The 13,852-nt window shown below is 61.0% G+C and carries 12 protein-coding genes; 7 read left to right on the top strand and 5 right to left on the bottom strand.

The window, feature by feature from the left end:
- Positions 1-113 precede the first annotated feature (113 nt).
- Entirely contained in the window at positions 114-1,325 is a 1,212-nt protein-coding gene (locus BSU04_RS33175; RefSeq protein ID WP_089164513.1) for an MFS transporter, read from the top strand.
- A 70-nt stretch (positions 1,326-1,395) separates the two neighbouring features.
- Here BSU04_RS33175 and BSU04_RS33170 read toward each other — a convergent pair whose 3' ends face one another.
- On the bottom strand, positions 1,396-2,637 hold the full coding sequence (locus BSU04_RS33170) for an MFS transporter (protein ID WP_089164512.1): 1,242 nt from the start codon (positions 2,635-2,637) through the stop codon (positions 1,396-1,398).
- A 4-nt stretch (positions 2,638-2,641) separates the two neighbouring features.
- Positions 2,642-3,589 carry a helix-turn-helix domain-containing protein gene (locus BSU04_RS33165; protein WP_089164511.1) on the bottom strand — a complete coding sequence of 316 codons (948 nt, stop codon included), beginning with the start codon at positions 3,587-3,589 and terminating at the stop codon, positions 2,642-2,644.
- 211 nt (positions 3,590-3,800) lie between these two features.
- Between BSU04_RS33165 and BSU04_RS33160 the strand changes: the two genes are divergently transcribed.
- A complete protein-coding gene (locus BSU04_RS33160; protein WP_089164531.1) occupies positions 3,801-4,694 on the top strand; it encodes an NAD(P)H-binding protein in 894 nt (297 codons plus the stop codon).
- A 216-nt stretch (positions 4,695-4,910) separates the two neighbouring features.
- Here the strand turns inward: BSU04_RS33160 and BSU04_RS33150 are convergent, their stop codons facing one another.
- Both BSU04_RS33150 and BSU04_RS33145 read right to left on the bottom strand, forming a co-directional pair.
- Positions 4,911-7,007 (bottom strand): 2Fe-2S iron-sulfur cluster-binding protein, encoded by a 2,097-nt coding sequence (locus BSU04_RS33150; protein ID WP_089164509.1) that lies wholly within the window; start codon positions 7,005-7,007, stop codon positions 4,911-4,913.
- A gap of 40 nt (positions 7,008-7,047) precedes the next feature.
- Positions 7,048-7,698 (bottom strand): glutathione S-transferase family protein, encoded by a 651-nt coding sequence (locus BSU04_RS33145; RefSeq protein ID WP_089164508.1) that lies wholly within the window; start codon positions 7,696-7,698, stop codon positions 7,048-7,050.
- A gap of 115 nt (positions 7,699-7,813) precedes the next feature.
- On the opposite strand from BSU04_RS33145, the gene BSU04_RS33140 reads away from it, so the two are divergent.
- A complete protein-coding gene (locus BSU04_RS33140; protein ID WP_089164507.1) occupies positions 7,814-8,725 on the top strand; it encodes a LysR family transcriptional regulator in 912 nt (303 codons plus the stop codon).
- A 167-nt stretch (positions 8,726-8,892) separates the two neighbouring features.
- Here the strand turns inward: BSU04_RS33140 and BSU04_RS33135 are convergent, their stop codons facing one another.
- Entirely contained in the window at positions 8,893-10,140 is a 1,248-nt protein-coding gene (locus BSU04_RS33135) for an acyl-CoA dehydrogenase family protein (protein WP_089164506.1), read from the bottom strand.
- A gap of 354 nt (positions 10,141-10,494) precedes the next feature.
- Here BSU04_RS33135 and sfnG point away from each other — a divergent pair, with 354 nt between their 5' ends.
- The 4 genes from sfnG to BSU04_RS33115 form a co-directional block, all read left to right on the top strand.
- Positions 10,495-11,607, top strand: a complete 1,113-nt coding sequence (gene sfnG / locus BSU04_RS33130) for a dimethylsulfone monooxygenase SfnG (protein ID WP_089164505.1) — start codon at positions 10,495-10,497, stop codon at positions 11,605-11,607.
- Between the two features lies 1 nt (position 11,608).
- Positions 11,609-12,742, top strand: a complete 1,134-nt coding sequence (locus tag BSU04_RS33125) for an AMP-binding protein (RefSeq protein WP_089164504.1) — start codon at positions 11,609-11,611, stop codon at positions 12,740-12,742.
- Entirely contained in the window at positions 12,739-13,680 is a 942-nt protein-coding gene (locus tag BSU04_RS33120) for an ABC transporter ATP-binding protein (protein ID WP_256983629.1), read from the top strand. Before BSU04_RS33125 ends, BSU04_RS33120 begins: the two co-directional genes overlap by 4 nt.
- A partial coding sequence (locus BSU04_RS33115; protein WP_179258520.1) for an IS4/Tn5 family transposase DNA-binding protein occupies positions 13,664-13,852 on the top strand: 189 nt, incomplete at its 3' end. The genes BSU04_RS33120 and BSU04_RS33115, both read left to right, overlap by 17 nt.

The following is a 13,852-nucleotide window of genomic DNA, read 5'->3' as shown; positions in this document are numbered from 1 at the left end:
CCTTGCTCAATTGTATCGATAACGTCTGTTAAAGCTAAAAATTTGCATTAACGAATAACATCGCGCACAATTCACTAAAGCAATTATTTTGCGTTTATTTTGCGGAGTGTGCAATGGCCTTCGATGCCGCCCCTCGTTTTACCCGTGACCGGACGCGTTATGCGCTGCCGCTTTATGCGTTCAGCGCGGCAATGTTCTTTGCCGCGTCGAGTGCGCCGACGCCGCTTTACCGGCTGTATCAGGAGGCATGGGGATTCTCGTCGGCGACGCTGACGCTGGTGTTCGGCGTCTATGCGTTCAGCCTGTTGGTCGCGCTGCTGACGACCGGGTCACTCTCCGATCACATTGGAAGGCGTCCGGCGATTATCGGTAGCGTAGTGCTCGAGGTCGTGGCAATGCTGATTTTCGCCGATGCCCACAGCGTCCGGATGCTGATCCTGGCGCGTGTCCTACAGGGCTTTGCAACCGGTACGGCCACGAGCGCGCTGGGCGCGGCGATTCTCGATGCAAGCCGTACACACGGTTCGCTGGTCAATACGCTTGCGCCGCTGCTTGGCATGGGAGTGGGCGCGCTTGGCACGAGCTTGCTGGTCGACTATGCGCCCGCGCCCATGCGGAGCGTCTACTTTTTGCTGATCGCGGTGTTCGTGCTTCAGGCGGTGGGCGTGTGGATGCTGCCGGAGACAGTGAGCCGCAGCCCGGGTACGCTGGCTTCGCTGGTGCCGCGCGTGCGTGTGCCCCGGGCGGCGCGGGCGGCAATGTTGCGCATCGCTCCGGTCAACGTCGCGGTATGGGCGTTGGGCGGGTTTTATCTGTCGTTGGGGCCGACGCTTGCGCGCGCTGTGACGGGCGACAACGATGTCATGACCGGCGGTTGGGTCGTGTTTGCTTTGACCGGTGGCGGACTGGTCGCCGTGCTGTTGCTGCGCGCGATCAGCACGCCCCGGTTGCTGATGACGGGTGCGATGGTGCTTGCGGCCGGGCTGCTGGTGACGCTGGCGGGGGTGCACGCGGGCCATGCCGAAACCTTGTTCGTCGGCACTGTCCTCGCGGGCATGGGCTTTGGCTCGGCGTTCCAAGGCGCATTGCGCTCGGTCTTGCCGCTGGCTGAAGCGCACGAACGCGCGGGGCTGATGGCAGCGTTCTACGTGCTGAGTTATCTGGCGTTCAGCGTGCCGGCGATTATTGCAGGGACCATGGCCCATGTTGTCGGGTTGCGTCTGACCACCGATGTGTACGGCATGACGCTGGTGGCGCTGGCGGGGATGACCGTTGTTGCCAGCGGTTGGGAAAGGGGAAGGGGACGGCGCATGGTTGGCGGGTGAGGGCGCATTTGCTGGCAGACCTTCGCTGCAAAATCCCGGGCCAAAGAACGAAACCCGGCCTCCGAACGCGTCACTTGCGCGCGCCTGCGGGGCTGAACCAATAAGCGAGTGCGCCGACGGCGAGCGGCACCGCCGTCACGACAAACAACCTTGAGTAGAGGTCCGCGCTCGACATTCCTGTCATCCGTGTTTCTTCTGCTATCAAGCCGAAAATGCCGCTCGCCAGCGCCACGCCCAAAAATACGAGGCTGTTCAGCAAGCCCAATCCAAGTCCCAACTTGCCTGGTGCAATGATCGCACGCGCCTGCGACATGACCAGCGGATGAATGCAGCCCACCGACAACAGCAGGCAGATCGCGGCAACGCTTACGACCGGGCTTCGCTGCGGCATTGCCGCGAGCAAGAGTGCCGCCAGAATGCCGCCCGCCTGCCAGAAGAGAGACAACGACTTGGGAGACCATCGCCGTACCAGAAACGGAATGCAGAACGATGCGCCTATGCCCGCGACACTCGTGACGGTCATCGCATTGCCGCGCGCCATGACGTCGAAGCCGAATACATCGGCCAGATAAGGCCCGCCCCAGGAAGTGCGAAACGTCCCGCCCACCGACATCGCCAGGCAAACCGGCATCAGTGTCCACAAGCCGCTCGTGCGGGCTGGAGTCATCGTCTTTGAAGGCGACGCTTGCGATTGCGGGGCGCTAGTCGACCGTTCTTCGTTTCGCCGGCGCACGAAAAAAACGACGCCGAGCGTCGCCATCAGCATCAGCATGGCGGATAACGCCATGACCGGACGCCAGCCATAACTTGCTGTTGCCCAACTTAGCGGGAACGCCGCGAGCAGCCCTCCGGACATGCCGATAGCGCTGGCGGTGGTGATCGAGCGAACATCACGCGGCCCCGCGCCATGACGCAAAACGTAGTTAAGCAGTCCCATGAAGACCGGAGCGCATCCGATTCCAATTCCCGCCTGCGCGATGATGGCGAGACGCGGGTCGGTCGTGACCGACACAATCCCGGCGCTCAGTGTGCCCACGCTCATCAGGACTGCCGTGGGATAACGCACGCCATACCGGTCGAACATGAATCCGACTGGAATTTGTGCTGCGGCAAAGACGAGAAAAAACGCGCCGGAGAACCAGCCGAACATCTGCGGCGTGAAATGAAAATCGCCGATGAGCTGCGTGGAAATGACGGCCACATAGCTGCGGAAAAACTGGCTTAGTACATAGCTGAATGTCAGTGCCCACAAACCGTAATCGGTCGATCGCCCGGACGCAGGGATAAACGAAGTTCCTGAAATATCGGTCATCGACTCAGCGCGAAAGCGGTTTCTTATGGGGTGTATGCGCTGTACTTGCCAGAGTGGGGCCAGCGAGGTGGCCCGTCTTCCCGCTGTCTTTCACGATCTCGCGCGGCGTCAGTCCAAGCAGCCGGTTCATCCAGTGCGCCATGTGGCTTTGATGAGAAAAGCCCGTTTCCAGCGCTACCTGGCTGGTACTGAGCTTGCCTTGCAACAGCAACGCCTTCGCGCGTTCGACGCGGCGCTGCACGACGTATCGATGCACCGGCACACCAAGCGTCTCGCGAAACAGCACCTTGAAATGCGGCGCGCTAAGTTGAGCCAGCGCGGCGAGTTCGTCAAGTGTCAGGCGCTGATCCAGATTGCTTTCGATGAAGTCGATCACGCTTGTAGCCGTTCGCGGCGCCAACGTACGCCGACGGCCTTCGAGCGTGGCGATGCCGCCGCCATTGTGGGCCAGCCTGACTACCATCGCCGTGCAAAGGCTTTCTGCAAAGAGCGGATCGGACGCGTCGCCCGCGTCGAGTTCCGCCTGCAGCGCCCACGCCAGATGCTGGAAACGCGGATCGCGCATCTGGAGCTGCGGACGAAATTCGGCATCGCCTGATTTCAGTTCAAGCTGCTCGAGCGTCTTGCGCGTGAACGACTCGCTGATCCAGATGCTGAGGATCGTACAGTCCGATTCGTCGGTCCATTGACCTTCGAGTCCCGCGGGTATCACGTCGGCGTCACCATGCGCCTGAATGCGCGAGTAACGACGTTGTTCGCACATGCAGCGCGCCATCACTGGCGGCCCGACGTGCACACCGACGCGATGATGCGGCATGGCCGGAATCCGGTGCGTGCCCGCCGAAATGCCAAGCAGCGCCGCACCGAAGCCGTTCCAGCCCCGACCGCTGCTGGAGCGCAAATTGACGCGGGAGCCCGAAATCGGCATGGGCAATGGTGACACTGCATTCATGACAGGTCCTCGCAGAGCTCGGCAAGCGAGCATTGTGCGGGGTTTTCCGCCAATTTGCTCGATGTCGTTACGCACGACACGCTGAACCCGGCACTCTTGCGGCGGTGCCGCAAAACAATCATCCGTATCTGCGCAAGTTGATCCTTCCCTGCGCGCCCGCAACGTTCAACCTCCTTACGATGACCCCATCCAGGCCAACAAGGGGTTGAATGTGTTCGTGATATTCGGAGCATCGGGCAAAGTAGGGCGCGTGAGCGCCGCATCGCTTCGCAATGCGGGTCATGCGGTCAGGGCTGTGGTACGAAACGAGTCTCAGGGTGAGCGTCTTGCGCGGATGGGCTGTGAGGTCGTGCTCGCCGATCTTTTGGACCCGGCATCGGTCGCAAGAGCAATAGTGGGTGCGGACGCAGTACAGATCCTGTGCCCGGTCCCAGTCGGTGACGCAGATCCCGGCGGCACGATGCATCGCATGATTGCCATTGCGGCCGATGCATTGCGCGCCAATCCGCCACCTCACGTACTCGCGCTGTCCGACTATGGCGCGGAACTGGACCACGGCACGGGCATCACCTTGCTCTTTCACGCTCTTGAAAAGCAGTTGCAAACAGCGGTTCAACACCTGACAGTGTTGCGCGCGGCGGAGCATATGCAGAACTGGGCACGCGTGATACCTGCCGCGCTGGCAACGGGCAAGTTGCCGAGCCTGCATCATCCGTTGAGCAAGCGCTTTCCAACGGTGGCGGCACAGGACGTGGGCCTGCTAGCGGCAGAACTGCTGTTGGACGAGTCGCGCAGGAGTGGGTCACGTGTAGTCAGCATGGAAGGTCCGCGGCGAATCTCTGCGCTCGATGTCGCCCGCGCACTGAGCGATGCGAGCAGGCGTGAAATCATCGCGCATGAAGTGCCGCGCAACGATTGGACGGCCATGTTGTTGCGGGCCGGCCTTGGCGCGAACCATGCACAGCTCATTATCGATCTCTACCACACGCACAACGCGGGCCGCATCGACGTAGAAGAGGGAATAGGTGAGCGGCGTTTCGGGACGACCGAATTTACCGAGGTCCTGGCTTCGATGCTGCCTGGCGCTGCAGCGGTGGCTAGCTAAATGCGCCGCCCGACACAGAAGAACGCGATGCACTCCCTGCGTTCGCCGACGGTATCCGAAATTCGTGCACGGCGGACCAGGCGTGCGTGGCTTGCGGTCATCATCGGCCTTGCCGGGGTGGTTGGCGGCTGTCAGTTTCTGCGTGTATTAAGCGCTCTGCCCGACAGCAACGACGACTTCATATTCTTCTGACCGACTGACACTGCTACGCCGCCCTCACAGGTCCAGTACGACCGCCGATTCCTCGCCCGAACCCATCCTCGCGGGTATTGCGCTGCATATCAACGCATGTCCCGCCGGGATATCGCCCTCGCACGGCACGGGGTAGGTCACGTCCCCCGACAACACGCGCGTCGCACACGTGCCGCATACGCCCGACCGACAATTCGATGCAACAGGCACTCCGTTCGCCTCTGCAAAATCCAGCAGACTTCCATCCTCAGGCGACCACTGCGCATCGCGATGCGTACGCATGAAAACGACCTTCGATGACCGCTCCGGGTCGCGGGGAGCAACAGGCTGCGCCACCGTCACTGCTTGCACAGCGCTTTGTGTGCGCTTGACACTCGCTGGTCCGAACGCCTCGAAGCGAATCCGGTCGTCGGCAACGTTGAGTGAACGCAAGCCGCTGTACATGTCCTGCATGAATGCGCCGGGGCCGCAGAGGTAGAAGTCGTAATCTCCGAACGGCAACACACTCTTGAGATACGCAATATCAACCCGTCCAGCGGATGACTTCGCTGCGTCAACCACATCAGCCTGGCTCTCGCGCAGATGCACCGAGAGATGTGAGTGCGCTTGTTCAGCAGCCTTGAGTTCTTCAGCGAACGGGTGTTCTTCGGACCGGCGAGCACCATGGATAAAATGAATGTGCTCAGGCTGCGCGCGCCCGCTCGTGTCTGCGAGCAAGCTGTTCAGCATCGCGATCATCGGCGTAATGCCAATACCGGCAGACAGCAAGACCACCGCGCGGCCACTGGTGCGCTCAAGTACGAACGCCCCGCCCGGCGCCCTCGCTTCGATCTCCATTCCTGCCTTGGCATTTTCATGCAACCATGTCGACGCAGCACCCTCGCGCTTGACCGTGATCCGATAGTGGCGCCCATCATGGGCATTGGAGAGCGTATAGGTTCTGATCAAGGGTGCTGCGAGCCCTGGAACGTGCAACCGGATCGGCAGGAACTGGCCGGGTTCGTATGCGGGAAGCGTCGAACCGTCAGCGGCTTGAAAATAGAACGACCGCACACCAGGGGCCTCGTCGCTAACCTTGGAGACCTTCAGCTTGCGCCACGTATTCGCGACTACTTGCTTAGTCTCCGGCGCTTTCCAGCTACCGGTCTTCGCAAGTTGCGGGGCGTACTGCACGCCCGACCAGCGCATGGGCAATGCACGTTGAGTGCGACGCACCTCACGCACATGCCAGCGGATCAGCCGCTCGGCGCCATCGAAGGACTCAACTTCCGGGCCTTCCCAAATGATCTCGGCATCCACGGCCAGATACAGCAGATCGCCGCTGTCGAAGTCGACCACCAACAACCCCGCGCGCGGATCGTGCATCAGGTTGCCGATGGTATTGAAGAATAGATTGCCGCTGAAATCGGGTGTGGTCAGTGTGTTGTCATCGTCGATGCGAATAAACCCCGGCTTGCCGCCACGATGGGACACATCGGCACCACGTCCCATCCCTGCTTCGCTCGAGGTATTCGCGCTGGCGACGAAAAACGTATCCGCCCGCCCGAGCAGCGCCCGGTCGGCATCGTGCAGACGATTTGAAACAATCGGCAGATCAGAGCCTTCTTCCACGCTAAATCCGACAGGCGTACGGCTCTGGATGTACTTCGCACAGTTGCCAAAGCTCTGGCTGACGGCAATGGTGATGGCCTGATCGTCGATGGCGGTAATGACACCGTTCACCCGGTTGCGCCGCCGAGCAGCGGGCTGAATGCCTAATCCGCCCAGAACCGATCCGACGTGCCAGGTACTGGCAAGCGGATCGCCTGCCAGACTTCGCCCGGCCAGACGCAACGTGTGTTCATCCGGCGTCGAGATGAAACCCGGTGCGCCGACTCGCAGCGTGGCCCACGGCTGCCCGGTTTCATCGACTCCACCGAGCACCATGAACGGCTGTTCCGCAAAGAACCGGCGATGCTGCTCGGGCATGTAGTCGCGAATCCCGTGACGCGCGTCAACATCCATTCGCTCGCGCACCCCCGCACGTTCCTGCGCGGCGAGTTCACCGGCATGGAACGGCGATTCCACGGCACGCCAGCCCGAAGGCGGCGTGGCAACAGGAGCGGGTGCGAAAGTGGACATGATGTTCTCGGTATCGAAGAGATGTTGCCCGTAGGAAGCGTTACGTGGCTTCGGCGAGCAGCCCGGCCTTGGTCGCGGGCATCGGCACGAAACGCGGCAACGCCTCGACGCGCTTCAGCCACGCGCGCAAATGCGGGAACGGTTCGAGCGAGATGCCGCCTTCGGGCGCATGCGCAATGTACGAATAGGCGGCGATATCCGCGATAGTCGGTGTCTGTCCGATTGCGAACGGCTTGTCGCGAAACTCGGGATCGATGATCGCGAAAAGATCCTCCGCCATCTTCTTTGCTGTCGCGTAGTCCTTCGGAGCGCCGAATACCGTGACCAGCCGCGCGGCACAAGGGCCATACGCAATCTTGCCCGCTGCCAGCGACAGCCAGCGTTGCACCGCCGCCGCGCCCACGGGATCCTGCGGCAGCCAGGACGGGTCACCGTATTTGCGCGCGAGATAGACCAGGATCGCATTGGAATCGGTCAGGACAATATCTCCGTCTTCTATCACCGGTACTTCGCCGAACGGATTGAGTGCCAGATGCGCCGGCTTGCGGTTGTCTCCGGCTTTCATGTCGAGTTCGATCGTTGTGAAAGGCAGATCGAGCAACGTCAGGAAAAGCTTCGCCCGATGACCGTGTCCGGACAGCAGGGTGGTATGGAGGCGTATGGGCTGGAGGGGTTTGGGCAGCGTGGGCATGATGGACTCTGAAAGGGTTTGAACCGCTGTTTCGATAGAGTCAGGATAGTGCGAGGCGCAGCGCATGAGAAGACGGATAATGATGGTTAGACAATCCTCTTAAAGTGGACAATCCATGACTAGCCTGAGTGCTGTTAACCTTAACCGGCTGGTGGTTTTCGCGGCGGTAGTCGAGGCGGGTTCGCTGACGGCCGCGGCCGACCGTCTCGGGGTCGCGAAGACCATGGTCAGTACGCACATGCAGCGTCTGGAGGCCGAGGTCGGGGCGACCCTGCTCGTGCGGACCACACGCCGGGTGAGTGTGACGGAGGCGGGCAGGACGTTCTACGAAGCGAGCCGGCAGATCCTCAGCGCGACCGAACAGGCAATTTCTGCATTGGCGCAGGAGTCGGGCGTGCTGCGGGGAACGCTGCGCATTGCGACGCCTATCGACTATGGAGCGAGTGTGGTGGCGCCCATGCTGGTCGCGCTGCAGCAACGCCATCCGGAACTCAAGGTTGAGCTCGTGTCAGCCGACCGTCAGGTCGATCTGGTCGCAGAAGCGGTCGATGTTGCGATCCGGCTCGGGCGGCTGGCGGATTCGAGTCATCGCGCGGTGAAGATCGGGGGTTTCGTCAAATGGCTCGTTGCGAGTCCTGCGTTTGTCGCCCGCTGGGGCAAGCCGACCACACTCGAGGCGGTCGCGAAATTGCCGTTCGTCGGCATGTCCGCTTTACAGAAGCCGCTGGTTGCGCCGCTTGAAAGCACGCGCGGCGGGAAGCGGACTGTGCGCTTCAGTGCAGGATTTCTCGCCGACACCGCGCCTACCTGTCGCGCAGCAACATTGGCCGGCGGCGGCGTGGCTTACCTGACGAATTTCTCGATCGGAGAGGACGTTGAAGCGGGACGGCTGGTGCGCTTATTGCCGGCTTGGTCATCGCCGCCCGCGGGCATTCACGCCATCTTTCCGTCGGCACGTTATCCGGTGCCGAAGGTGCGTGTGTTTATCGATGCGCTCAAGGCGCATCTCGAGGCGAACGGTGGATAAGCCGACACGCCGTGTGCCGGTTGCGCTCACTCGCACGCGTACCCGTATTCGTTCGCTCGTTGCCCGCTACTCGTTCAAGCTGGACCGCTCGACCAGGAACTCCGCCATGTCGTCCTCGCCTCGCCTGAAAGCGCGCTCTTGCGCCTGAGAGTTTATGGACTGAGTGCTTACGTGGGTGCGGGTTCTGCTCCGGGTCCTGCGCCGATCTGCCAGACGTAGATGGGTTCTTTCTGGTTGATCGACCAGTCGCCAACGAGTTTGGCCTTGTACACGATCGGGTTATGCGACGAGACCGCGCGTGCATTGCGCCAATGGCGATCAAGCGCCTTGCCGCCGCCAATGGCCGACGCACCCAGCGCATCGAAAAGATGGGTCGAGGCGCGTAACGCAAGTTCGGTCGCAACGATCTGTCCTTTCGCCGACTCTATCTCGGCCTCGATATTGAAGTGTTTTTCGGCTTCGACGTCATCGGCAAAACGCGCTTCGTATGCCCGCTGCGCCGGCTCCGCCGCGCGCAACGCGATCGCCTCCGCGGCATACGCCCACGCCGCAATTTCTCCAACCACTTGTTGAATCTGAACGTCCTGGCTGACATGCGGCGCATTGCCGTGGCTATAGATGCGCTTGCGCGCACGCACTTGCGCTGCCGCGTCGAGTTCAGCCGCCCGCGCGATGCCGGCCAGCGTCGCAAGATGGAACAATTGGTAGAACGCGGTCTGATATTTGAAGCGCCGTGCGAAGTCGACAATATGGCCCGGTTCGACCACCGCGTCCTTGAACACCGTGGTGCCGCTGCCCGTGGTGCGCTGACCGAAACCATCCCAGTCGTCGCTTAACGTCACGCCTGGCTGCTTCGTGGCCACCGCGACAATCACGTCGCTGCCGTCTTCAGCGCGTTGCGCGTAAACATCGATCCAGTCAGCGAAAATGCTGCCTGTGCTGTAGTACTTCTCGCCGTTCAAGACCCAGCGGTCACCTTGCTTCGCTACTTGGGTGTTGACGCTGCCCAGTGCGACGTTGCCAACTTCTGTCCATGCATTGCCAAACAGGTCGCCACGCACGAAGCGTGCAAACCACTGGTCGCGTTCGGCGCTTGCGGGTGCGTTGACGACGTCCTCGACGAAAGCGAAGTGGCCACGCAATGCCTGCGGAAGGTTTGAATCGGCGGCGCCGAGTTCGATCAGCAAGCGGAATAGTTGTTTGACAGACACGCCTGCACCGCCCTGCGAGACCGGCACGCGTAGTGCACCAAAACCCGCTTGCTTGAGCTGCGCGATCTGATCGTAGGGCAGGGTCCTGAGCTGGTCGCGCTCGACCGCGCCTGCGGCAATGCGGTCGAAAATCGGCCTGAAGCGGCTGGCGACGCTTTCATAATCTGCTCCAACCGAGAGAGCGACAGGCGGCAGTTGTGTCATGTCGAAAAAATCCTTGGATGCTATTGATAATGAGTCGAAGGCGCTGCTGGCGCGAGCGCGCAGGTCTCTCAATCTAGCCCATCGACTCCACCCGCGTTAGATCGTTTTCCGCAATGTTTATCGATCCAGAGCGCATCGCGGCCACCGCCCAACAGCATTGCGCCGATACCACCGTTTCAGCGTCGAGTTGCGTTGCTGCTGCTTATCTAAGCCGGCCGCTGCACATATCGATAGATGAATATATTGCTTGGGTGGCTGCGGCTGGCTGAAATAGATTCTGGATCCGTGAGTCGAAATTGCAATGACGATGCAGGACATAAGTGTATCGGTATGCTAATTAATCAGGAGATTGTCATGAGCGAGAAACATAACGAGCAGCAGGACGCGCTGAAGTTTGCCTATTGGGTGCCCAATGTCAGCGGTGGCCTGGTAGTCAGCACGATTGAGCAGCGCACCGACTGGAGCGTTGAATACAACCAGAAGCTTGCGCAGACCGCAGAGAAAGCGGGCTTCGAATACGCGCTCAGTCAAATTCGCTTTACTGCGGGCTATGGCGCGGACAATCAACACGAGTCGGTGTCATTCAGTCAGGCGTTGCTGCATGCAACCACCAAACTCAAAGTGCTCGCGGCAATCTTGCCGGGTCCGTGGAGTCCGGCGGTTGTGGCGAAGCAGTTGGCGACAATCGATCATATCTCCAAGGGACGGATTGGAATCAACGTAGTAAGCGGCTGGTTCAAAGGCGAATTCACGGCGATCGGCGAGCCGTGGCTTGAACACGACGAACGGTACCGCCGGTCGCACGAATTCATCGAAGCGCTCAAGGGCATCTGGACCCAGGATAACTTTACGTTCCGAGGCGATTTTTATCGGTTCAACAACTACACGCTGAGTCCGAAGCCGATACAAAAGCCTCACCCGGAAATTTTCCAGGGTGGAAGCTCGCGCGCAGCCCGCGACAATGCCGCAAGCGTCTCGGACTGGTATTTCACGAACGGCAATACACCCGAGAATCTCAAGCTGCAGATTGACGATATCCAGGCCAAGGCCGCCGTCAATCAGCACAAGGTGCGCATTGGCGTGAATGCGTTTGTGATCGCCCGCGATACCGAGGAAGAAGCGCAGGCCGGGCTCGCGGACATCATCAAGCATGCGCATGTGGAAGCGGTTCATGCATTCGGCGATGCAGCGAAGCAGGCCGGCAGCGCATCGCCTGAAGGCGAGGGGAACTGGGCCAAATCGACATTCGAAGACCTCGTGCAATACAACGACGGCTTCCGTACCAATCTGATTGGCACGCCGCGTCAGATTGCCGAGCGGATCGTGGAGCTCAAGTCGGTGGGTGTGGATTTGGTGCTGGCCGGATTCCTGCACTTCATCGAAGAGGTCGAGTATTTCGGGCAACGTGTCTTGCCGCTCGTGCGGGAGCTTGAAGAGGCCGCGCAACTCGAAGCAAAGGCTGCGTGAGATGGTGGCGCCAAGGCCGGAGCTCCCGGACACTTTGCCTGCATGGCTTGCCGAACAGGCAAGGCATCGCCCTCGTGCGACCGCGTTGAGGCATAAGCGGCTGGGCCAGTGGGAGCAGCTAAGCTGGCACTCGCTGGCCGAGAAGGTCGAGGCGCTCGCGGCTGGTCTAGCGGCGCGTGATTTCGGTCCGGGCGACGCACTGTTGCTTGTCAGCCAACCGCGCGAAGAGGCGTTGTGTTTGTCTCTCGCCGCGCAATGGCGGGGAGGCGTTGCGGTGCCGGTCGAACCCTCTGTATCGGATCAAACGCTTGGCCGGATCGTGCGGCATCTCACGCCGCTTTTTACCTTCGCCGACGATGACCAGCAGGTCGACCGCTTGCTCGCGTTGTCGCAGTGGGTGATAGACGCGAATCCGCGCGGCCTGCGGCCCCATCCGGATGCGAACGTGGTCGAGTACAGGACACTGGCGTCGCCGGATAAGAAGGTGACGGCCAGCGTACGACCCGATCATGATGCGTTTATCTTCTATCGTGATGCCGCCGGGCACGGTATTGAAGAGCAGCGCATTACTCATGCAACGCTGATTCGCGAGGCGCGGCTGGTCGCGGAGAAGGAACACCTGCATCCCGCCGATGATGCGTTCGCGGCCCGCGCATTTGCAACAGCGGCGCAGGCGCGTTATCTCGTTGCACCGTGGCTGTTGACCGGCTTTCGCTTGAATTTTCCCGAATCGCTGGAGACTCGCGATAACGACAGGCGTGAACTCGCGCCCACATTGGTCGCAGGCACGAGAGAGACCTATGGCCGCGTTGCGCGGCTCGTCGATGCAAGGCTGCCTGGCACGAATTCCGTCCGGCGCCGCTTGCTTGATGGACTGAGCGACCGGCGCTCCTCGTGGCTGCTGCGCACGGCTGCATGGTGGCTGGTCGCGCGGCCGCTGCGCGAGGTGATCGGCTTCAGGCGAACCCACGCCGCGTTGGTCGCCGGTGCCGCTCTGGACGACGACGCAGCGCGCCTGTTCAAAGCGTTGCGAATCGATGTCCGCACGTGGCCGGACGATGGTCAATGGCAGCGTCTGCCCGAGCCTATTCTGTCTGCTCGGCAAGCAGCCGACGTACAAGGACAACCTGCGTGACGTCTCAAGAACAGACTGCCCCATTCGCTCGCCAAGCGCTGCTTTCGCTCGACCGGATTTCCTTATCGTTCGGCGGCGTCCAGGCGATTTCCGATATCAGCTTCGACGTCCATCGAGGCGAGATCTGCGCGTTGATCGGCCCGAACGGCGCAGGCAAGAGTTCGCTGCTCAACGTGATCAACGGCGTCTACCGGCCGCAACAGGGCACCGTGCGTTTCGATGGCACGCAGAGTCACCGCATGCGTCCGCATGACGCGGCGCACCGTGGCATTGCGCGCACGTTTCAAAACATCGCGCTGTTCCGGCGCATGAGTGTGCTCGACAACGTATTGACGGGGCGCAATCTGCATCGCGGCAGCACATGGGTCGAGCAAACTTTTCGAGTCGGCCGGGCTCAACGCGACGAAGCAAGACAACGTCGCTATGCCGAGGTCGTGATCGAAGCGCTGGACCTGCAACGCGTGCGCCATAGCGTGGTAGGCACGCTGTCGTATGGCGTTCAGAAGCGCGTGGAACTGGCTCGCGCGTTGGCCGCCGAGCCGCGTTTGCTGTTACTCGATGAACCGATGGCCGGCATGAACGCCGACGAGAAACGCGCGATGGCGGGTTTCATCGTTGACGCCAACGAACAATTCGGCGTGACTGTCGTGCTGATCGAGCATGACATAGGCGTGGTGATGGATCTCTCGGATCACATTGTCGTGCTCGACTATGGCAAGAAGATTGCAGACGGGATACCCGCCGAAGTGCGTGTCGATCCCGCCGTCCTGGCAGCTTATCTCATCTCCTTATACACAACTCGACGCTTGCGGAAACGATGGTGGAGTAGCAAAGCAGCCACAAGGGGGTTGTTAACAATGCGGATTTCGCGTTTACTCTCGGATTTTCGGCATGAATATCCGAGACGACGTGGGAGCATGGGTGGACGAGGAATTTGAGACGCTGGATTTAGGTGATCCACGGCGAGACCGGCGCGCGAAGGAGCTGGTCAAACGGTTCGCCAGCCGGCCTACGGCCAGCATTCCGGGCGCGTGCGAAGGCTGGGCCGAGACGATGGCGGCATATCGCTTTCTGGGCAATGAGCACATCGACTGGCGCGACATGATGCAG

This window comes from Caballeronia sordidicola (assembly GCF_002220365.1).
Classification (GTDB): domain Bacteria; phylum Pseudomonadota; class Gammaproteobacteria; order Burkholderiales; family Burkholderiaceae; genus Caballeronia; species Caballeronia sordidicola_C.
This window is presented reverse-complemented; position numbering and strand designations above follow the sequence as displayed.